This window comes from Actinosynnema pretiosum, from assembly GCF_002354875.1.
Classification (GTDB): domain Bacteria; phylum Actinomycetota; class Actinomycetes; order Mycobacteriales; family Pseudonocardiaceae; genus Actinosynnema; species Actinosynnema auranticum.
Genome location: NZ_CP023445.1, coordinates 7,991,774 through 8,011,554, shown reverse-complemented (window position 1 = coordinate 8,011,554; position 19,781 = coordinate 7,991,774). Strand labels below are relative to the sequence as shown.

Below are 19,781 nucleotides of genomic sequence, written 5' to 3'. Positions count from 1 at the left end.
GTCACACCTGGTGGTTCGGGTTGAGCACCCGCGACAGGAAGGTCTTGGTGCGCTCCTGCTGCGGGTCGCCGATGACCTGCTCGGCGGGGCCCTGCTCGACGACGTACCCGCCGTCCATGAACAGCACCTTGTCCGCCACCTCGCGGGCGAACTGCATCTCGTGCGTGACCACGAGCATCGTCATGCCCTCGTCGGCGAGCTGGCGCATGACCGCGAGCACGTCGCCGACCAGCTCCGGGTCCAGCGCCGAGGTCGGCTCGTCGAACAGCATGACGTCCGGGTCCATCGACAGCGCCCGCGCGATCGCGACCCGCTGCTGCTGCCCGCCGGACAGCTGCGCGGGCATGGCGTCGACCTTCTCGGACAGGCCGACGCGCTCCAGGTTGCGCAGCGCGATCTCCTCGGCCTGCTTCTGGTCCCGCTTGAGGACCTTGCGCTGCGCGACCGTGAGGTTGTTCAGCACGTTCAGGTGGGAGAACAGGTTGAAGCCCTGGAACACCATGCCGATGCGGGTCCGGGCGCGGTCGATGTCCACGTCCGGGTCGGTCAGCTCGACGCCGTCCACGACGATCCTGCCGCCGCTCGGCTCCTCCAGCAGGTTCACGCAGCGCAGCAGCGTCGACTTGCCCGAGCCCGACGGTCCGATGACGCACACCACCTCGCCGCGCCTGACCTGGAGGTCGATGCCCTTGAGCACGTCCAGCGGGCCGAACGACTTCTTCAGCCCGGTGATCTCGACCGCGATGTCCTCGGCGGCGCCCTCGGCCGCACCGCCCTCAGCAACGACGTCGGTCACGCCGACACCCCCAGACCCTTGGACTCCGGCGAGCTGACCTTCTTGCTGCGGCTGCCGCCCGCGCCCCGCGTCTCCATCCACCGCGACAGGTAGCCCAGCGGCAGCGTGATGATCAGGTAGCACAGGCCCGCGATGAGCAGCGGCGTCACCGTCGGCGACTGGCTCAGCACCTCGCGGCCGTACTTGGTCAGCTCCCGCTGGGTCGCGATCAGCCCGATGATGCTGATCAGCGAGGAGTCCTTGGTGAGCATGATCAGCTCGTTGGTCAGCGGCGGCAGGATGATCCGGAACGCCTGCGGGATCACGACGGTGACCGTCGTGCGCGCCTGGGACATGCCCAGCGACCGCGCGGCCTCCAGCTGCCCCTTCGGCACGGCCTTGATGCCCGCGCGGATCGTCTCCGCGATGTAGGCGGCGCCGACGACGCCGAGCGCGATGGCGGCCGTCGAGTAGATGTCGAACTTCAGGCCGAAGGCCAGCGGCACCGCGACGCTCAGCGCGACGAACACCAGCAGCGCGGGGACCCCGCGGAAGAACTCGATGTAGATCGTCGCGATCCACCGGTACGGGCCGACGGACGACAGCTTCATCAGCGCCAGCACCAGGCCGGCGACCAGGCCGACGGCGAAGCCGAGCGCGGTGTAGACGACCGTGTTCACCAGCGCGGTCGTGATGACCTCGGGGAACATCTCCTTCGCCGTCTCGACGTCGAAGAAGGACTTGCGGATCGCCTCCCAGTCCGCCACGACCGCGATCAGGGCGGCGATGACGACGAGCAGCGCGTACTGCGCGCCCCGGAAGACCTTGGCGCGCTGCCGCTTGGACAGTGCCATCTCACTCCCTCAGGTTCGGACGGGCGCGGGGCCGGTGCTCGCGCACCGGCCCCGCTGGTTCCCGAGTCAGTTGCTCGACGGCTTCTTCCCGAACCACTTCTCGTAGATCGTGTCGTACTCGCCGCTCTCCTTGGCCTTCTTGATGACCTCGCCGATCTTGGCGTTGAGCGCGGTGTTGCCCTTCTTCAGGGCGATCCCGTACTGCTCGCCGGTGTCGAACTCGGCGGTCACCTCGGTCTCGGGGAACTTCTTGGCGTAGTCGAACAGCACGCCGTTGTCGTTGATGGCGGCGTCGATCGAACCGGTGCGCACGGCGGTCTCCAGCAGCGGCAGGTCCTCGAACTGCTTGACCTCGTAGCCGTTGGCCTGGGCGTTCGCGTTGCCGTACTCCTCGCCGGTGGTGCCCTGCTGCACGCCCAGCACCTTGCCCTTGAGGGACGCGAGGTCCTTCAGGCCCGAGTCCTTCTTGACCAGCAGCGCCTGGCTGGCGTCGAAGTACGGGTCGGAGAAGTCGATCGCTTCCTTGCGCTTCTCGGTGATCGTGATGCCCGCCGCGGCCAGGTCGCACTCGCCGGTGCTGAACACCGTGCCCGAGGTGATGTTCTCGAACGGGGTGTCGAAGATCTGCTGGGTGACGCCCAGCTCCTTGGCGACGAGGTTGACCAGGTCGACGTCGAACCCGACCGTCTCACCGTTCTGGGTGAACTGGAAGGGCTCGTACGACATGTGCGTGCAGGTGACCAGCTTGCCCTCCTGGACCAGGCTGATCTCGTTGCCACCGCCCGTGGAGGTGTCCACCTTGGTCGCACACCCGGTCGCGGTGGCGGCCAGGGCGAGCACCGGAAGCAGGGCGCGCACGGCGTGCCTGGATCGACGGGTCACGGTGTCACTCCTCGTAACTCTTTTGGTTGAGTGTTCGGCATACTGCCACTCGGGGGACACTGATGACAGCACGTGATTGTTACGGAGCGCGTCTGTGTACGATTTTTTCGTTACAAACACCGTTCGGGTGAAGGATGTGCGCTCATACGGGGGATAGACCGCAATTCGTGGTCACTGGTTCGTGGTGTGACGTCGGTCCGTCAGGAGCGAGGCGACCAGCGCCGTCCACCCGGTCTGGTGAGTGGCCCCCAGGCCCTCGCCGGTGTCCCCGTCGAAGTACTCGCTGAAGGTCACGTGCTCGCGCCACAGCGGTGAGTCCGTCGACTCCACCCGCTTGCCGTCCGAGGGCCTGCGCCCGTCCGAGTCCGGCAGGAACAGCGACACCAGCCTGCCCACCAGCTCGTCCGCCGCGCGCCCGGCCGTCACCTGCCGCTGCGAGCGGGTGGGGAGTTCCACGTGAAACCTCCCCCGGTGGAACGACTCGATCGTGCGCAGCGCCTCGACCAGCAGCGCGTTGGTCGGGAACCACACCGGGCCGCGCCAGTTCGAGTTGCCGCCGAACATCGGCGTGTGCGACTCGCCCGGCTCGTAGCCCATCCGGTGCTCCTGGTCGGCGATCTGCACCTCAAGGCCCTCCCGGTGCGCCGCCGACAGCGACCGGATGCCGTGCGGCGACAGGAACTCGCCCTCGTCCAGCATCCGGGTCAGCACCAGCCGCAGCTTGCGCTCGTCCAGCAGCGACAGCAGCGCCCGCCCGTCCGGCTCGCGGGTGATGAACCGCGCCAGCTCCGGCCTGCGCGCCATCAGGTGCTCCAGCCTGCGGGTGAAGCCGGGGACCTCGGCGTCCACCCACGGCTCCAGCACCGCGCACGCCAGCACCGGGATCAGGCCCACCATCGACCGCACCCGCACCGGCTTGGACTCCACCGACCCGTCCGGCAGCCGACGCGACACCACGTCGTAGCAGAAGCCGTCCGTCTCGTCCCAGATCCCGCGCCCGCCCGAGCCGAACTGCGCCGCCGCGTCCGCGATGCTCAGGAAGTGCTCCACGAACTTCGTGGCCACGTCCTCGTACGAGTCGTCGACCCGCGCCAGCTCCAGCGCCATCTCCATCATGTGCAGCGAGTACGCCGCCATCCACGAGGTCGCGTCGGACTGCTCCAGCCGCCACTGCCCCAGCATCGGCTCCGACCGGTTCACCGGGCCGATGTTGTCCATGCCGAGGAACCCGCCCTCGAACAGGTAGCTGCCGTCGGCGTCCTTGCGGTTCACCCACCAGGAGAAGTTCAGCAGCAGCTTGTGGAAGACCTTGGCCAGGAACTTGCGGTCCGGCGTCGGCTCCGACCGGTACACCTGGAGTGCCGCCCAGGCGTGCACCGGCGGGTTCACGTCGCCGAACTCCCACTCGTAGGCGGGCAGCTGGCCGTTGGGGTGCATCAGCCACTCCCGGCACAGCAGGAGCAGCTGCTCCTTCGCGAACGCCGGGTCCACCCGCGCGAACGGCACGGTGTGGAACGCCAGGTCCCACGCCGCGAACCAGGGGTACTCCCACTCGTCCGGCATGGAGATCACGTCGGCCACGTCGAAGTGCCGCCAGTGCGAGTTGCGCGCGTGCGGGCTCTTGCGCGAGGTCGGCGCGGCGGGCTTGCCGGGGTCGCCCTCCAGCCAGTCGCGGGTGCGGAAGCGGTAGTGCTGCTTGGTCCACATCAGCCCGGCCATCGCGCGGCGCACCACGCCCGCGCGCACCGGGTCCAGGTCGGTGCGGTGGAACTCGTCGGCCTCGGCCGAGCGCGCGCCCACGACCTCGCCGAACGAGGGCCCGAACGCGTCCGGGTGCCCGTCGCCCTCCACCAGCCGCAGCCGCACGGTCACCGACTCGCCCGGCTGCACCGCCCCGAACGAGTACCAGGCCGCCGCCTTCGTGCCGGGCGCGCTGCGCTCGCCGGGGCCCACGACCTGGCAGGCCCCGGCCTCGCCGGACACGACGTGCCGGTCGACGCCGTCCTTGGTGTAGCGGGTGGGGTTCTCGGCGGCCCCGAACAGGGCCACCTCGTTCGTCTCGTTGTCGGTCACCAGCAGCACCGGCGCGCCCTCGACGTGCAGCGTGTACCGGCCCAGCGCGCCGTGCTCGGCGGTCACCCGCGACCAGCCGTCCTGCGCCGACGCGGTCAGGTGCGGCCTGCGGTCGTCGCGGCCCCACGCCCAGGTGTTGCGGAACCACAGCTGCGGCAGCAGGTGCAGCGGCGCGGCGTCCGGCCCCCGGTTGGTCGCGGTCAGCACCGCGCACACGTCGGTCGGCCCCGCCTTGGCGTAGGTCACCTCGACGTCGAAGAACCGGTTCTCGTCCAGCGCGCCGCTGTCCGACAGCTCCGGCTCCCGGTCCTGCCTGGTCGCGTGCGCGGACATCGAGCGCAGCTCGGCGTAGGGGAACTCGGCCTGCGGGTAGCGGTAGAGCACCTTCATCCAGGAGTGCGTGGGCGTCCCGTCGACGACCCACCAGTGCTCCTTGGCGTCCTCGCCGTGGTTGCCCTCGTTGTTGGTGAGCCCGAAGTACCGCTCCTTCAGGATCGGGTCGCGGCCGTTCCACAGCGCGAGCCCGAGGTTGAGGAACCCGTGCACGTCGCAGATGCCCGCGATGCCGTCCTCGCCCCACCGGTAGGCGCGCGAGCGCGCGTGGTCGAACGGGAACGACGTCCAGGCGTCACCGCCCGCGGAGTAGTCCTCGCGGACCGTCCCCCACTGGCGCCCGGCCAGGTAGGGGCCCCACAGGCGCCACGGTGCGGTGGGCGAGTCCGAGACGGCCAACCTGGCCCGCTCGGCTTCCAGCCTTTGCTCGGTCACGGGCCCAGTGTGCGACATCGATCCGGTGCGCCGGTTCCCTCTCGGTTGCGTAATGGTGCCCACCCGTACGGGTTAACCGGGCACGGCGAACGGCCCAGCAACCGCCCCGGACCTGCGCGGACCGCTCTCGCGCGCGATCACCGGTGATCGGGAGCGGCGCCGCCCCCGCCCGCCGGGGAGCGGGCGGGGGCGGCCGGGTTTCACCTGCGGGTGTGGGCGTCCAGCACGAGCGCGACCGCCTCGGTGATCCGCGCGGCGTGCGCCAGGTTCAGCCACTCGTCGGGCACGTGGCAGTTGCTGTCCGGGCCGACCGCGCCGGTCACCAGGAACTGCGCCGCCGGGTACGCCTCGTGCAGCAGGCCCATGAACGGGATCGACCCGCCCAGCGACACCGTCCGCCACGGCGAGCCGAACACGTCCGCGCCGACCCGGTCCAGCGACTCGCGCAGCCACGGGGCCAGCTCCGGCGCGTTCCAGCCGGACGCGTGCTCGGTGCGCGACAGCTCCACCACCGCGCCGTACGGCACGTCGGTGGTCAGCGCGCGCTCCACGGCGGCCAGCGCCGCGGCCGAGTCGGCGGTCGGCGGCAGCCGGAAGCTGAGCACCAGCGTGGTGGAGGGGCGCAGCACGTTGCCCGCGTCCTCCGGCTTGGGCAGGCCGTCCGCGCCGGTGATCGACAGGGTCGGCCGCCAGCCGTTGTTGAGCGCCAGCTGCACCTCGTCCTCGTCCACGGGCCCGGTGCCGCCCGCCCACGGCACGGCGCCGGTCAGCGAGCCCGGCGCGGCGGCCACCGCCTCGCGGATCTCGTCGACCCGGTTCTCCGGCACGTCGACGTGCATCTCCGCCAGGTGGATCTCGCCGGTGGCCGAGTCCTCCAGCCGGTCCAGCAGCTGCCTGGCGATCCGGAACGAGCTGGGCACGATGCCGCTGGCCATGCCGGAGTGCAGGCCGCCCTCGACCACGCGCACGGTCACGGCGACCTGCACCAGGCCGCGCAGCGAGGTGGTCAGCCACATCCGCTCGTAGTCGTTGCCGCCCGAGTCCAGGCACACGACCAGCGACACGTCGCCCAGGCGCGGCTTGAGGTGCTCCAGGTAGGCGGGCAGGTCGGGGCTGCCGGACTCCTCGCTGGTCTCCAGCAGCAGCACGCACCGGGCGTGCCGCCCGCCCGCCGCGCGCACCGCCTCGATGGCGGTGACGGCCGCGTAGCCGGAGTAGCCGTCGTCGGCCGAGCCCCGGCCGTAGAGCCTGCCGTCGCGCACGACCGGGGTCCACGGGTCCAGGCCCTCGGACCAGTTGGCGACCGGCGGCTGCTTGTCGAGGTGGCCGTAGAGCAGCACGGTGTCGTCGCCCGCCGTGGCGGGCACGTCCACCAGGAGCAGCGGGGTGCGTCCCGGCAGGCGGACCACCTCCACCCGCGCGCCGGGCAGGTCGCGGGTCGCGAGCCAGGCGCGCACGTGCTCGACGGCGGCGTCGAGGTGGCCGCTCGCCTCCCAGTCCGGGTCGAACGCCGGGGAGACGGCGGGCACGGCGACGAGCCCGGTCAGGCTGGGCAGGACGTCCTCGTCCCAGGTGCTTCGGACGGTACGGGTCAACGCAGATCGATCCACCCCCTGATCCTGACACGGCCGCGCGCTGCGGCACCCCGAACGCGCTCTGTTAACAAGCGATAACCGGGACAGTAGTGTTCGCTTTCCGAACGCGGTGATCGGTGGTCCAAAGATAGGCCTTCCTACTGTTTGTGCTGCTCAGACTGTTGTGCGTCCTGCCGAAAAATGGGACAGGTCTCACCGGTTTGAGTGATTCCGTGTCAGGATGTGGATGAGAACACCGTCAGTGCCGACGGCTGTCGGGCCGCCCTCACCGGGGTCGCCGACGACCGGCGGGCCGAGCCGCGGACGGTCGTCACGAGCGACCGGGCGGCCTCCTAGACGTAGGGAGTCAGGTCGATGTCGTCCCCAGAAGAATGGACGCACCCCGGTCCGGACGCAGTTCCGGCGACCGGGGCCGCGCCGACCGCCGAACAGGTGATCGCCGGTCTCAAGGCCACGGACGAGGGCGGCTCCGACCTGGTGCAGCTGCTCACCCCCGAGGGCGAGCGGGTCCACCACCCCGACTTCGACGTCGACGTCACGGCCGAGGAGCTGCGCGGGCTGTACCGCGACATGGTCCTGGTCCGCCGCGTCGACCGCGAGGCCAACGCGCTGCAGCGCAAGGGCGAGCTCGGCCTCTGGGCGCCCCTGCTCGGCCAGGAGGCCGCGCAGGTCGGCGCCGGTCGCGCGATGCGGGCGCGGGACATGGCGTTCCCCAGCTACCGGGAGCACGGCGTCGCCTGGTGCCGGGGCGTGCCCCCAACCGACCTGCTCAGCATGTTCCGCGGCACCGACCAGTGCGGCTGGGACCCGGTCGAGCACCGCTTCCACCCCTACACGATCGTCATCGGCAACCAGGTGCTCAACGCCACCGGGTACGCCATGGGCCAGCGGTTCGACGGCGCCGTGGGCGACGACGGCGGCGAGGCCACCATGGCGTTCTTCGGCGACGGCGCCACCAGCCAGGGCGACGTGCACGAGGGCTTCGTCTGGGCGGCCGTCTACGACGCGCCGGTGGTGTTCTTCTGCCAGAACAACCAGTGGGCCATCTCCGAGCCCACCGAGCGCCAGTCCCGGCTCCCGCTCTACCAGCGGGCGCGCGGCTACGGCTTCCCCGGCATCCGGGTCGACGGCAACGACGTCCTCGCCACCCTCGCCGTCACGCGCTGGGCGCTCGACCAGTGCCGCACCGGCAACGGCCCCGTCCTGATCGAGGCGTTCACCTACCGGATGGACGCCCACACCACCTCGGACGACCCGTCCCGCTACCGGCTCTCCGACGAGCTGGAGCTGTGGAAGCTCAAGGACCCCATCGAGCGGGTCAAGGTGCACCTGGTCAAGCAGCAGTGGGCGGACCAGGAGTTCTTCGACCAGGTCGAGCTGGAGGCCGAGGAGCTGGGCGCCCGGCTGCGGGAGCACTGCTCGTCGCTGGAGGCGCCGCCCGCCGAGCGGATCTTCAGCCAGGTGTACGCGGAGGGCAGCCCGGTCGTGGACACCCAGCGCGAGGAGTTCCTGTCCTACCACGCCGGTTTCCTCGGAGGTGAGCGCTGATGGCCGCGCCGACCGTCGACCGCGCGGACGCGGGCGCGCCCGCCGCCGTGCAGACCCTCACCATCGCCAAGGCGATCAACTCCGGCCTGCGCGCCGCGATGGAGGCCGACCCGAAGGTCATCGTCATGGGCGAGGACGTCGGCAAGCTCGGCGGCGTCTTCCGCATCACCGACGGGCTGCAGAAGGACTTCGGCGAGCAGCGCGTGCTGGACACCCCGCTGGCCGAGTCCGGCATCGTGGGCACCGCCGTGGGCCTCGCGCTGCGCGGCTACCGGCCGGTGTGCGAGATCCAGTTCGACGGCTTCATCTTCCCGGCGTTCGACCAGATCGTCAGCCAGGTCGCCAAGCTGCACTACCGCACCCAGGGCAGGCTCAAGCTGCCCATCGTCATCCGGGTGCCCTACGGCGGCGGCATCGGCGCGGTCGAGCACCACTCCGAGTCGCCCGAGGGGTACTTCGCGCACACCGCGGGCCTCAAGGTCGTCACCTGCTCGAACCCGGCCGACGCGCACTGGATGATCCAGCAGGCCATCGCCTGCGACGACCCGGTGCTGTTCTTCGAGCCGAAGCGGCGCTACTACGAGAAGGGGCAGGTCGACACGACCGCGGCCCCCGGTCCGCTGTTCGCCTCGCGGGTGCTGCGGGAGGGCACGGACGTCACGATCGCGGCGTACGGGCCCGTGGTGCGCACCGCCCTCGACGCCGCCGCGGCAGCCGAGGAGGACGGGCGCTCGCTGGCCGTGGTGGACCTGCGGTCGCTCTCGCCGCTGGACCTCGGCCCCGTCTACGAGTCGGTGCGGCGCACCGGCAGGCTCGTCGTGGTGTCCGAGGCGCCCGGCGAGGCGTCGCTGGCCAGCCACATCGCGGCCCAGGTGCAGCAGGAGTGCTTCTACTCGCTCCAGGCCCCGGTGCTCAGGGTGACCGGGTACGACACGCCCTACCCGCCCGCGAAGCTGGAGGAGGAGTTCCTCCCCGACCTCGACCGGGTGCTCGACGCCGCAGACCGCTCGATGGCCTGGTGAGGGGGAGATCGTGCCGCAGTACAAGCAGTTCCCGCTCCCGGACACGGCCGAGGGGCTGACCGACGCCGAGATCCTCACCTGGCACGTGCGGCCCGGTGACGCGGTCAAGGTCAACCAGGTCATCGTGGAGATCGAGACCGCGAAGGCGGCCGTCGAGCTGCCCTGCCCGTGGGACGGGGTGGTGACCGAGGTCCTCGTGCGGGTCGGGCAGACCGTCGACGTGGGCACGCCGATCATCACCATCGACGTCGACCCGACCGGGGCGCCGCCCGCGCCCGCTCCGGCGCCCGCCCCGGTCAACGGGGTCGCGGTCGAGGAGTCCGGCCGGGTGCCCACGCTCGTCGGGTACGGGCCGAAGTCCGGCGCGGCGAAGCGCCGCCCCCGCAAGGGGAACCCGCTTCCGGCGGCCTCGGTCCCGGAGCCCGCCCCGGTCGCGCCCGCGGTTCCCGCGCCCGTGGCCGCCCCGGTGGCGGTGGCGGAACCCGTTGCGCCGCAAGGCGGGTACGTCCCGCTGGCCAAGCCGCCGGTGCGCAAGCTGGCCAAGGACCTCGGGGTCGACCTGCGCGCGCTGACCGGCTCCGGTCCCGGCGGCGTGATCACCCGCGAGGACGTCGAGGCCTCGCTGGCCGCGCCGGTCGCGGAACCCGCTCAGTCCACAGCGGACAGCGGCGCGCGCGAGCGCCGGGTGCCGGTCAAGGGCGTCCGGAGGGCGACCGCGCAGGCGATGGTGGACAGCGCGTTCACCGCCCCGCACGTCACCGAGTTCCTCACCGTCGACGTCACGCCGATGATGGAGCTGCGGGCCAGGCTCAAGGACAGCCCGGAGTTCCGGGGCGTCAAGCTGACCCCGCTGGCGTTCGCGGCCAAGGCCGTCGTGCTCGCCGCGCGGCGGACGCCGGACGTGAACGCCGCCTGGGACGGTCCGGCGGGCGAGATCGTCTACAAGGACTACGTGCACCTGGGCATCGCCGCCGCCACCCCGCGCGGGCTGGTGGTGCCGAAGGTCCGGGACGCGGACCGGATGTCGCTGCGCGAGCTGGCCGTCGCCCTGGAGGAGTTGGCCACCACCGCGCGCGAGGGCAGGACCAAGCCCTCGGACATGGTCGGCGGCACGTTCACCATCACCAACGTCGGCGTGTTCGGCGTCGACACCGGAACGCCCATCCTCAACCCCGGCGAGTCGGGCATCCTCGCGCTCGGCGCGATCCGCGACATGCCGTGGGTGGTGGACGGCCAGGTGGTGCCGCGCAAGGTGTGCCAGCTGGCGCTGAGCTTCGACCACCGCGTGGTCGACGGCCAGCAGGGCTCGCAGTTCCTGGCGGACGTCGGCGCACTGCTGGCCGACCCCGCCGTGGCGATCACGTACTGAGCCCTTCCCCGAAGAGCCGCGTCACCCTCTACCGGGTGGCGCGGCTCTTTTCTGTCTTGACTCTCCCCTCACCGGAGATTGCAGGCTGTTCCCCGTGCGGTACTACTCGATCGGCGACCTGGCCCGGCTGACCGGCATGACCGTCAAGGCCGTCCGGTTCTACTCGGACTCCGGGCTGGTCCCCGTCGCGGGGCGGACGTCCGGCGGGTTCCGGTGCTACGACGCCGACGGGTTGTCCCGCCTCAAGCTCCTGGGCACGCTGCGCGAACTCGGCTTCGACCTGCCGACCGCGCGGCGCGTGCTGGAGCGCGAGGTGTCCGTCGCCGAGGTGGCGCGGACGCACGCGGAGGCCATCGACGCGCAGCTGCGGGTGCTGCGGCTGCGCCGGTCCGTGCTGCGCGCGGTGGCGAGATCAGGGGAGGTGGAGATGGTGCACGAACTGGCGAAGCTGTCCGAGGAGGAGCGGCAGCGCGTCCTCGACGACTTCTTCGAGGAGGTCTTCGGGGGGCTCGACCTGGAGCCGGGCTTCGAGTCGATGATGCGCTCGGTCCGCATCGAGCTGCCGGACGACCCGTCGCCCGAGCAGGTGGAGGCGTGGATCGAGCTGGCGAACCTGGTGCGGGACGAGGACTTCCGGGCGTCGATCCGGCGGATGTCCGAGCGGCACCAGGAGATGCGCGCCGAGGGCGTGGAGATGACCGGGGGCGAGCGGAACGCCGAGGTGTTCAAGATCGCCGTGGCGCGGGCGCGCGAGGCGATCGACGCGGGCGTCGAGCCGGGGTCCGCGCGGTCCCGCGAGATCGTGCGGGAGATCTCCGCGCGGCTCGCCGGGGAGCTGGGGACCGAGGACGCCGAGGGCCAGTGGGCGTGGCTCCGGGAGTTCGGCGACCCGAGGGCCGAGCACTACTGGGTGCTGATCGCCCGGATCAACGGCTGGCCGCCGGTCCCGTCCACCGCCGACGAGCGCCGCTGGCTGCTGGCGTCGATCGGCTGATCTGCCGCAGAACCGTTCCTTCCCGGTGCACAGGGAAGGAACGGTCCCACGTCGGCAGGGGGAAGAACCGAGAGCGGAGGATGCGGCTTCTCGCGTCCCCCGTGAACGGGCCGGGGTTTCCGACTCGCCCTATTCGGGCGAGCCGGGGTGCCAGACCTTCCCGTCCACCAGGTCCCCGAACCCCATCCACACCAGGTTCATCAACCGCGCCGCCACGACCCCCGACGGCTCGTCGGGGTGGTCCAGCCACCAGTCGGCCAGCGACTCGCCCGCGCCGACCAGCGCGGCGGCCATGCTCTCGGCGTCCCGCGCGCCCGTGCCGGGCACCCCGGCCTCCTCGGCGGCCCGCGCCACCAGCTCCGCCACCAGGCCGATCGCCCGCCCGCGCAGCTCCGCCAGCTCGGCCGCGAACGGCCCGCCCTGCGAGGCGGCCTGGCGGTGCAGCACCAGCCAGCTCGCCCGGTGCTCGCCGACGAACCCGAAGAACGCCCGCAGTCCCGTCCACAGCTGGACGTCCGCCGCCCGGTCGACCTCGACGCCGGTGGCGATGGCCTCCATCAGCCTGGCGGACTCGCGCCGCGTGCAGGCGGTGAACAGCTCCTCCTTGGAGCCGAGGTAGGCGTACAGCATGGGCTTGGAGATGCCCGCGACCTCGGATATCTCGTCCATCGACGCGGCGTGGAAGCCGAGCCGGGAGAAGACGTCCACCGCGGCGTCGAGGATCTGCCGCTCGCGCACCGCGCGCGGCAGCCGCTTGGTCCGACCGGCGCGGACCTGCTGCTCTGCTGCCATCACACCCCCTGGATCGTTCACCCCAAGGCTAGCGAACCCCCTTGCCGCCCTACCTACTCGCGAGTAGGTTCACGGTCCAGTAGGGACGAGGAGGTGCCACCGTGTCCATCGACCTCACCACCGAGGCCGTGGCGGGACTCAGGCCCGCCGAGCTGATCTCCGCGCTGGAGGGCGCGAGCCCCGACGACCCGGCGCTGCGCTCCGCCGACGTCAACGCCATCGCCGAGGGCGTCGACCCGCGCAGGCTCAGCGAGGGCGAGTTCGCCGACCTGCTCGCCGCGCTCGGGGCGCTGGCCGACGCGGGAGCCCCGCTCGACCTGGCCGCCATGGGCGCGCCGAACTTCGCCCGCCTGGTGTCGCGCGCGTCCAAGGGGCAGTTGGACGAGGCGTTCGCCAGGCCCGCCGTGCGCGGGCGCGTGCTGGACGAGGTGTTCCGGCGCATGGAGCGGCACTTCCGGCCCGAGCGCGCGGGCGCGACGCGGGCCGTGGTGCACTTCGTGCTCACCGGGGCCGAGGAGGACCGCTACCAGGTCGTGGTGGAGGACGAGCGCTGCTCGATCGCCAAGGACCTCGACCGCGAGCCGCGCGCGGTGGTGACGGCCGGGCCGACGGACTTCGTGAAGCTGGCGACCGGCAACGCCTCCGCGCCCGTGCTGTTCATGACCGGCAAGCTGAAGGTCCGGGGCGACCTGGGCCTGGCGGCCGGGTTCATGGGCCTGTTCGACATCCCGAGGGGTTGACGTGGGCGCCTTCTCGTTGGAGCTGAACCCCGACCAGCGCGACCTGCGGGACTGGGTCCACGGGTTCGCGGCGGAGGTGGTCCGGCCCGCCGCCGCCGAGTGGGACGAGCGCGAGGAGACGCCGTGGCCGGTGATCCGGGAGGCGGCGAAGATCGGCCTGTACGGGTTCGAGTCGCTGGCCACCTGGTTCGCCGACCCGGTCGGGCTGTCGCTGCCGATCGCCACCGAGGAGCTGTTCTGGGGCGACGCGGGCATCGGGCTGTCGCTGATGGGCACGGGCCTCGCGGTCGCGGGCATCCTCGCGTCGGGCGAGCCGGAGCAGCTGGCCGAGTGGGCGCCGGAGTGCTTCGGCGACGAGTCCGACCCGCGGGTGGCGGCGTTCTGCGCGTCCGAGCCGCAGGCCGGGTCGGACGTGGCGGGCTACCGGACGCGCGCGGTGTACGACGAGGCGGCGGACGAGTGGGTGCTCAACGGCCAGAAGTCGTGGGCCACCAACGGGGGCATCGCGAGCGTGCACGTGGTCACGGCGGTCGTGGACCCGGCGCTGGGCGCGCGCGGCCAGGCGGGGTTCGTCGTGCCGCCGGGGACGCGCGGCCTGTCGTCGCCCGCGAAGGTGCGCAAGCACGGGATGCGCGCCTCGCACACGGCGGACGTGTTCCTGGACGACGTGCGCGTGCCCGGCCGCTGCCTGCTCGGCGGCCGGGAGCGCCTGGAGGCGCGCCTGGCGCGGGCCCGCGAGGGGCGGCGCGCGGGCGTGCAGGGCGCGATGGCGACGTTCGAGTCGACCCGGCCGGTGGTCGGCGCGATGGCGGTGGGCGTGGCGCGGGCGGCGCACGAGTACGCGCTGGCGTACGCGAAGGACCGCGAGGCGTTCGGCCGGAAGATCATCGAGAACCAGTCGATCGCGTTCGACCTGGCGAACGTCCGCGTGGAGATCGACGCGGCCCGCCTGCTGGTGTGGCGGGCGGCCTGGATGGCCCGCAACAACGTGCCGTTCACGGCGGGCGAGGGCTCGATGTGCAAGCTGAAGGCGGCCGAGGTGGCGGTCTGGGCGACCGAGCGCGCGATCCAGGCCCTCGGCGGCGCGGGCTACACCCGCGACCACCCGGTGGAGCGGATGCACCGCGACGCGAAGCTGTTCACGATCTTCGAGGGCACCTCGGAGATCCAGCGGCTGGTGGTGGCGCGGGCGATCTCGGGGGTGCAGGTGCGGTGAGGGGTGCGCGGCGGGCGTCGGGGGGCGCCCGCCGCGCACCGGTGGGCTCACCCGCTGACCGACCCCTCCAGCACCGGCCGCCCGCCGCTCCACACCGCGAACCGCCACCCCTCCGCCGTCGGCCGCGCCGAGAACTCCGCCCGCGCGGGCAGCCCCAGCGGGGTCTTGAACCGGGCGTCCACCACCTGCGCCCCGCCGATCCGGCCCTCCAGGGCCGCCACGCACCGGGCCTTCGTCCACATCCCGTGCGCGATCGCCCGCCTGAACCCGAACGCGCGCGCCGCCAGCCCGAACAGGTGGATCGGGTTCCGGTCGCCGGACACCGCCGCGTACCGCCTGCCCACGTCGCCGGGCACCCGCCACACCGCGTTCGGCTCCGGCGGCTCCAGCACCCCGCCCGACCGGGCCCCGCCACCCCCGGCGACGCGCCGTAGATATGTCGACACATCGACCCAGACCCGCTCGCCGTCGACCTCGGCCGTGGTCACCGCGTCGAACTGCCGACCGCGCTCGTGCGCCCGCAGCTCCTCCAGCCGCACCCGCAGCTCCAGCGGCTCGCCCACCAGCAGCGGCCTGGTCTGGGTGACCCGGTTGGCCACGTGCACCAGCCCCGGCAGCGGGAACGGGAAACCGCGCGCGGTCATCAGGTCCACCTGCAGCGCGAACGCCAGCACGTGCGGGTAGGTCACCGGCAGCTCGTCGCGCCGCCGGAACCCGCACACCCGCGCGTACTCGGCCAGGTGCTCCCGGTCCACCAGCACCCGCGCCGACCGCTCACCCTCCGGCAGCTCCTCGCCCCGTCGGGCGAACCCCGACAGGGCGGCCCTCGCGTACAGCAGTCCCAGGTTCGCCATCACGCCCCCAGCAGGCTCTGCCCGCACACCCGCACGACGTTGCCGGTCACCCCGGCCGACGCCGGGTGCGCGAGCCACGCCACGGTCTCGGCCACGTCCACCGGCAGCCCGCCCTGCGCCACCGAGTTGAGCCGCCGCCCGACCAGCGCGGGCAGCAGCGGCATCGCGGCGGTCATCGCGGTCTCGATGAACCCCGGCGCGACGGCGTTCGCGGTGCCCCGCCCGCGCAGCTCCTCGGAGAGCGCTTCCACCAGGCCGATCACCCCGGCCTTGCTGGCGGCGTAGTTGGTCTGGCCCGCGTTCCCCGCGACGCCCCCGATCGACGACACCCCCACGACCCTGCCACCACCGCGCAGCACCCGCAGGAGTTCGCCGTTCAGCCGCTCCTGGGCGACGAGGTTCACCGACAGCACGGCGTCCCACTCGTCCGGGGTCATCCGACCGAGGGTGCGGTCGCGGGTGATGCCCGCGTTGTGCACCACCACGTCCACCCCGCCGTGCCGCTCGGCCAGCAGCCCGGCGATCCCGCGCGGCGCGTCCGGCGCGGTGATGTCGACGTGGCACGCCGACCCGCCCACCCGGCCCGCGACCTCGGCCAGCGCCGCGCCGGAGGCGGGCACGTCCAGGCACACCACGTGCGCCCCGTCCCGGCCGAGCACCTCGGCGATGGCCGCCCCGATCCCCCGCGCCGCCCCGGTGACCAGCGCGACCTGGCCGTCGAGCGGTCGCTCCCGGTCGGCGGGCGCGGCGACCTCGGCCCGCCCGATCCGCACGACCTGGCCGGACACGTACGCCGAGCGCCCGGACAGCAGGAACTCCACCGTGGACCCGATCGCCCCCTCGGCCCCCTCGGCGACCTGGACGAGCTGCGCGGTCGCGCCCCGGCGCAGCTCCTTGCCGAGGCTGCGGGTGAACCCCTCCAGCGCCCGCTGCGCCGCGCGCGAGGCGGCCCCCTCGGGCGGCGACCCGAGCACCACGACCCGCCCGCACGGCGCGAGGGAGCGCACGACGGGCTGGAAGAACGCGTGCAGCTCCCGCAACCGCCCGACCGAGTCGATCCCGGTCGCGTCGAACACCAGCGCGCCCCACGACCGCCCGCCTGCCGCGCCACCACCGGTCCGCGCGCCGCCGCCACCCGCAGCCGCGCGCCCGCCCGCCGCTTCACCGCCGCCCGCCGCAGCGCCCTCGCCCGCCGCAGCGCCACCCGCGCCCACCACGCCACCCGGCGCCGCCTCGACCACCCGCACCCCGGCCTCAGCGATCACCCGCCCGACCGGCCCCCGCAACCGCCCGCCACCCCCGAGCAGCACCGGCCCGTCCAGCGGCGGCCGTCCGGGGACGTGCCGCCGCAGCGGGTGCGGCGCGGGCAGTCCGAGCTTGCGAACGACCAACCGCCCGAGGGCGGTCCCGGCGAAGGACTGGTACCGATCCATGCCCCCATCACACTCCCTACCGGCTAGTAAGTCTACTCGCGAGTAGGTAAGCTTCGGGGTCACCGCGACGAGGGAGGCCACGTGGCAGGCACCAGGAGGGTCGCCGTCCTCGGCGGCAACCGCACCCCGTTCGCCCGAGCGGGCGGCCCCTACGCCCGCGCCTCGAACCAGGACCTGCTCACCGCCGCCCTCGACGGCCTCGTCGCCCGCTTCGGCCTCGCGGGCGAGCGCCTCGGCGAGGTCGTCGGCGGCGCGGTCCTCAAGCACAGCAGGGACTTCAACCTCGTCCGCGAGTCCGTCCTCGGCAGCGCCCTGTCCCCCGCCACCCCCGCCACCGACCTCCAGCAGGCCTGCGGGACCGGCCTCCAGGCCGTGATCGCGGTGGCCAACAAGATCGCCCTCGGGCAGCTCGACTCCGGGATCGCGGGCGGCGTCGACACCGCCTCCGACGCCCCGATCGGCGTCAACGAGGGCCTGCGCGAGGTCCTCCTGGAGTTCGACCGGGCCCGCACCACCACCGCCCGCCTGCGCGCGCTCGCCAAGCTGCGCCCCGGCCACGTCGTCCCGGAGATCCCCCGCAACGGCGAGCCCCGCACCGGGATGTCCATGGGCGAGCACGCCGCGATCACCGCCCGGCAATGGGGTGTCACCCGCGCCGAGCAGGACGAGCTCGCCGCCGCCAGCCACCGCAACCTCGCCGCCGCCTACGACTCCGGCTTCCTCGACGACCTGGTGACCCCGTTCCTCGGCCTCACCAGGGACCAGAACCTGCGCCCTGGCTCCACCCCTGCCGCGCTCGCCGCGCTGAAGCCCGTCTTCGGCGCCGACTCCGGCATGACGGCGGGCAACTCCACCCCGCTCACCGACGGCGCCGCGGTGGTCCTGCTGGCGAGCGAGGAGTGGGCGGCGGCGCGCGGGCTGCCGGTGCAGGCGTGCCTGACGTTCTCCGAGACCGCCGCCGTCGACCACGTGCACGGCGGCGAGGGTCTGCTCACCGCGCCGGTCCACGCGGTGCCGAGGCTGCTCGCCCGCGCCGGGATCGCGCTGCCGGACTTCGACTTCTACGAGATCCACGAGGCGTTCGCCTCCCAGGTCCTGGCCACCCTCAAGGCCTGGGAGGACCCCGACCACCCGGCGCTCGCGGACGGCGTCCGGCTCGGCCGCGTCGACCGCGCCAGGCTGAACGTCACCGGCTCGTCCCTCGCCACCGGCCACCCGTTCGCCGCGACCGGCGGGCGGATCGTCGCCACGCTCGCGAAGCTGCTGGCGCGCAGGGGCTCGGGACGTGGGCTGATCTCGATCTGCGCGGCGGGCGGGCAGGGCGTCGTGGCCGTGCTGGAGCGCTGAAACCATTGCGGGACAATGGAAATCCGTTCCCGCATTACTGCGTTCGGCCGTAACGGGCCGCGCTGGGACGCCGTTATTCGGAGCATGGTTCGTCTTCCACCCGGCCGAGTCCTGACCCTCCTGTTACCCCTGGCGCTGCTGCCCGCGACCACGACCGCGTGCGCCGAGCGCGACCCCACCTCCACCGTCGTCATCGGCGTGACCGCGTCGGCCAACGAGCCCGCCGTCACCCTCACCCCCGCCGTGCGGGCCGTGCTGCGCGAGGCGGTCGCGGGCGGGGACGTGCGGCTGGTCGTCCACCGCTCCAGCGCGAACTCGCCCATCGCGGTGTGGGACGGGCCGATCAGCCCGAGGGACGGGGACGGCGCGCTGGAGCGCGACCCGGAGCGGCGGGAGAAGGCGCTGGTCGAGACCTTGGGCAAGGTCGAGTCCGTGGTCGGCGCGGCGGCGGGCGACAACCCCCAGCTCGACCCGCTGGGCCTGCTCGCCGCCGCGGCCCGCGTGCCCGGCGCGCAGACCGTGGTGCTGCTGAGCAGCGGCCTGCAGACCGCCGCGCCGCTCGACCTCGCCGAGCGCGGGCTCGCGCTGGACGTCCCCGACGCGATCAGCGCGCTCCCGGTCGACGCGGTGCCCCGGCTCGCGGGCAAGCGGGTGCTGCTCAGCGGCCTCGGCGAGGTGGCCGGTCCGCAGCAGCCGCTGCCCGACGACGGCAGGCGGGCGCTGGGCGAGCTGTGGCGGGGGATCTGCCTGCGCGCGCAGGGCTCCGGGTGCGACCTGGACGTGACGGTGGGCGAGCGGCGGGAACCGGTGTCGCTGGTGCGGGTGCCCGCCGTGCCGGTGGAGGGCGGCCTGCCGGACGAGCGGCCCCCGGACACCGGCGAGGAGGCCGAGGGGCAGACCCCCGACGGGGCGGGCGCCGATCGGCAGGACGGGAGCGCGCGGAGCGCGACGGAGGTCGTGACCCTGCCGAACGCCCTGCTGTTCCAACCCGACTCGGACGTCCTGGTGCCCACCGCGTCGGCGGCGTTGGAGCGCATCGCCCGCCGCTTCGGGCCGGGCACGACGGCGCGCGTCACCGGGCACACCGCGCACCGGGGCGCCGCGCAGGGCGCGCTGGCCCTGTCCGAGCGCAGGGCCCGCCGGGTGGCGGGGGCGCTGGTGTCGCTGGGCGTCCCTGGCGAGGCGCTGACCTCGGTGCGCGGCGTCGGGTACGACGAACCGGTGCGGCCGGAGGTCGACGCGACCGGGCGGCCGGTGCCGGGGGCCGCGGAGCAGAACCGGGCGGTGGTGGTGGAGCTGACCGGACCGGTGGCGGGCGGGTGACGGCGTGGGCCGGGGGCCGCGCATGTCCGTCCGGCACGGCCCCCGGCCCGCGACCGCTCACCCGGCGTTGTCTTCGGCCCGCGACCGCGGTCCCGGCCCGCGCCCGCTCACTCGGCGCGGCCCCGGCCCGTGCCCGTTGCCCCGGCACGGCCCGACCCACGTCCGGTTCCCGGCGGGGTCCCCTCCCCGCAGAGCC

General features: G+C 73.3%; 16 protein-coding genes. 8 read left to right on the top strand and 8 right to left on the bottom strand.

Annotation, left to right across the window (positions count from 1 at the left end; genetic code table 11):
* Position 1: 1 nt before the first annotated feature.
* The 5 genes from CNX65_RS34530 to CNX65_RS34510 form a co-directional block, all read right to left on the bottom strand.
* Positions 2 to 796, bottom strand: a complete 795-nt coding sequence (locus CNX65_RS34530; protein WP_096497445.1) for an amino acid ABC transporter ATP-binding protein — start codon at positions 794 to 796, stop codon at positions 2 to 4.
* Positions 793 to 1,629, bottom strand: a complete 837-nt coding sequence (locus tag CNX65_RS34525) for an amino acid ABC transporter permease (RefSeq protein WP_096497444.1) — start codon at positions 1,627 to 1,629, stop codon at positions 793 to 795. Before CNX65_RS34525 ends, CNX65_RS34530 begins: the two co-directional genes overlap by 4 nt.
* Before the next feature lie 66 nt (positions 1,630 to 1,695).
* Positions 1,696 to 2,511 (bottom strand): transporter substrate-binding domain-containing protein, encoded by an 816-nt coding sequence (locus tag CNX65_RS34520; protein ID WP_015805656.1) that lies wholly within the window; start codon positions 2,509 to 2,511, stop codon positions 1,696 to 1,698.
* 171 nt (positions 2,512 to 2,682) lie between these two features.
* Positions 2,683 to 5,352 carry an MGH1-like glycoside hydrolase domain-containing protein gene (locus tag CNX65_RS34515; RefSeq protein ID WP_232520103.1) on the bottom strand — a complete coding sequence of 890 codons (2,670 nt, stop codon included), beginning with the start codon at positions 5,350 to 5,352 and terminating at the stop codon, positions 2,683 to 2,685.
* Positions 5,353 to 5,552: 200 nt separating this feature from the next.
* Complete coding sequence (locus CNX65_RS34510) at positions 5,553 to 6,962, bottom strand: M20/M25/M40 family metallo-hydrolase (RefSeq protein WP_096497442.1); 1,410 nt, start codon at positions 6,960 to 6,962, stop codon at positions 5,553 to 5,555.
* Positions 6,963 to 7,301: 339 nt separating this feature from the next.
* On the opposite strand from CNX65_RS34510, the gene pdhA reads away from it, so the two are divergent.
* The 4 genes from pdhA (at position 7,302) to CNX65_RS34490 (ending at position 11,880) form a co-directional block, all read left to right on the top strand.
* Complete coding sequence (pdhA, locus tag CNX65_RS34505; RefSeq protein ID WP_096497441.1) at positions 7,302 to 8,495, top strand: pyruvate dehydrogenase (acetyl-transferring) E1 component subunit alpha; 1,194 nt, start codon at positions 7,302 to 7,304, stop codon at positions 8,493 to 8,495.
* Positions 8,495 to 9,517 (top strand): alpha-ketoacid dehydrogenase subunit beta, encoded by a 1,023-nt coding sequence (locus CNX65_RS34500; protein ID WP_096497440.1) that lies wholly within the window; start codon positions 8,495 to 8,497, stop codon positions 9,515 to 9,517. The genes pdhA and CNX65_RS34500 overlap by 1 nt, the downstream gene beginning before the upstream one ends.
* A gap of 10 nt (positions 9,518 to 9,527) precedes the next feature.
* Entirely contained in the window at positions 9,528 to 10,886 is a 1,359-nt protein-coding gene (locus tag CNX65_RS34495) for a dihydrolipoamide acetyltransferase family protein (RefSeq protein ID WP_096497439.1), read from the top strand.
* A gap of 94 nt (positions 10,887 to 10,980) precedes the next feature.
* Positions 10,981 to 11,880, top strand: a complete 900-nt coding sequence (locus tag CNX65_RS34490; protein ID WP_096497438.1) for a MerR family transcriptional regulator — start codon at positions 10,981 to 10,983, stop codon at positions 11,878 to 11,880.
* Positions 11,881 to 12,009: 129 nt separating this feature from the next.
* Here CNX65_RS34490 and CNX65_RS34485 read toward each other — a convergent pair whose 3' ends face one another.
* Positions 12,010 to 12,672, bottom strand: a complete 663-nt coding sequence (locus CNX65_RS34485) for a TetR/AcrR family transcriptional regulator (protein ID WP_096497437.1) — start codon at positions 12,670 to 12,672, stop codon at positions 12,010 to 12,012.
* A 101-nt stretch (positions 12,673 to 12,773) separates the two neighbouring features.
* Here CNX65_RS34485 and CNX65_RS34480 point away from each other — a divergent pair, with 101 nt between their 5' ends.
* Both CNX65_RS34480 and CNX65_RS34475 read left to right on the top strand, forming a co-directional pair.
* The gene (locus tag CNX65_RS34480) at positions 12,774 to 13,412 is read left to right on the top strand and encodes an SCP2 sterol-binding domain-containing protein (protein WP_096497436.1); all 639 of its coding nucleotides are present in this window, start codon (positions 12,774 to 12,776) and stop codon (positions 13,410 to 13,412) included.
* A gap of 1 nt (position 13,413) precedes the next feature.
* On the top strand, positions 13,414 to 14,628 hold the full coding sequence (locus tag CNX65_RS34475; RefSeq protein ID WP_096497435.1) for an acyl-CoA dehydrogenase family protein: 1,215 nt from the start codon (positions 13,414 to 13,416) through the stop codon (positions 14,626 to 14,628).
* A 47-nt stretch (positions 14,629 to 14,675) separates the two neighbouring features.
* Here the strand turns inward: CNX65_RS34475 and CNX65_RS34470 are convergent, their stop codons facing one another.
* A complete protein-coding gene (locus CNX65_RS34470; RefSeq protein WP_096497434.1) occupies positions 14,676 to 15,482 on the bottom strand; it encodes a MaoC family dehydratase in 807 nt (268 codons plus the stop codon).
* The gene (locus tag CNX65_RS34465) at positions 15,482 to 16,915 is read right to left on the bottom strand and encodes a 3-oxoacyl-ACP reductase (RefSeq protein WP_096497433.1); all 1,434 of its coding nucleotides are present in this window, start codon (positions 16,913 to 16,915) and stop codon (positions 15,482 to 15,484) included. The genes CNX65_RS34470 and CNX65_RS34465 overlap by 1 nt, the downstream gene beginning before the upstream one ends.
* Positions 16,916 to 16,996: 81 nt before the next feature.
* On the opposite strand from CNX65_RS34465, the gene CNX65_RS34460 reads away from it, so the two are divergent.
* Positions 16,997 to 18,262, top strand: a complete 1,266-nt coding sequence (locus CNX65_RS34460) for an acetyl-CoA C-acetyltransferase (RefSeq protein ID WP_096497432.1) — start codon at positions 16,997 to 16,999, stop codon at positions 18,260 to 18,262.
* An 84-nt stretch (positions 18,263 to 18,346) separates the two neighbouring features.
* Positions 18,347 to 19,585, top strand: coding sequence for an OmpA family protein (locus tag CNX65_RS34455; protein WP_096497431.1), 1,239 nt, complete (start codon positions 18,347 to 18,349; stop codon positions 19,583 to 19,585).
* Positions 19,586 to 19,781: the final 196 nt, after the last annotated feature.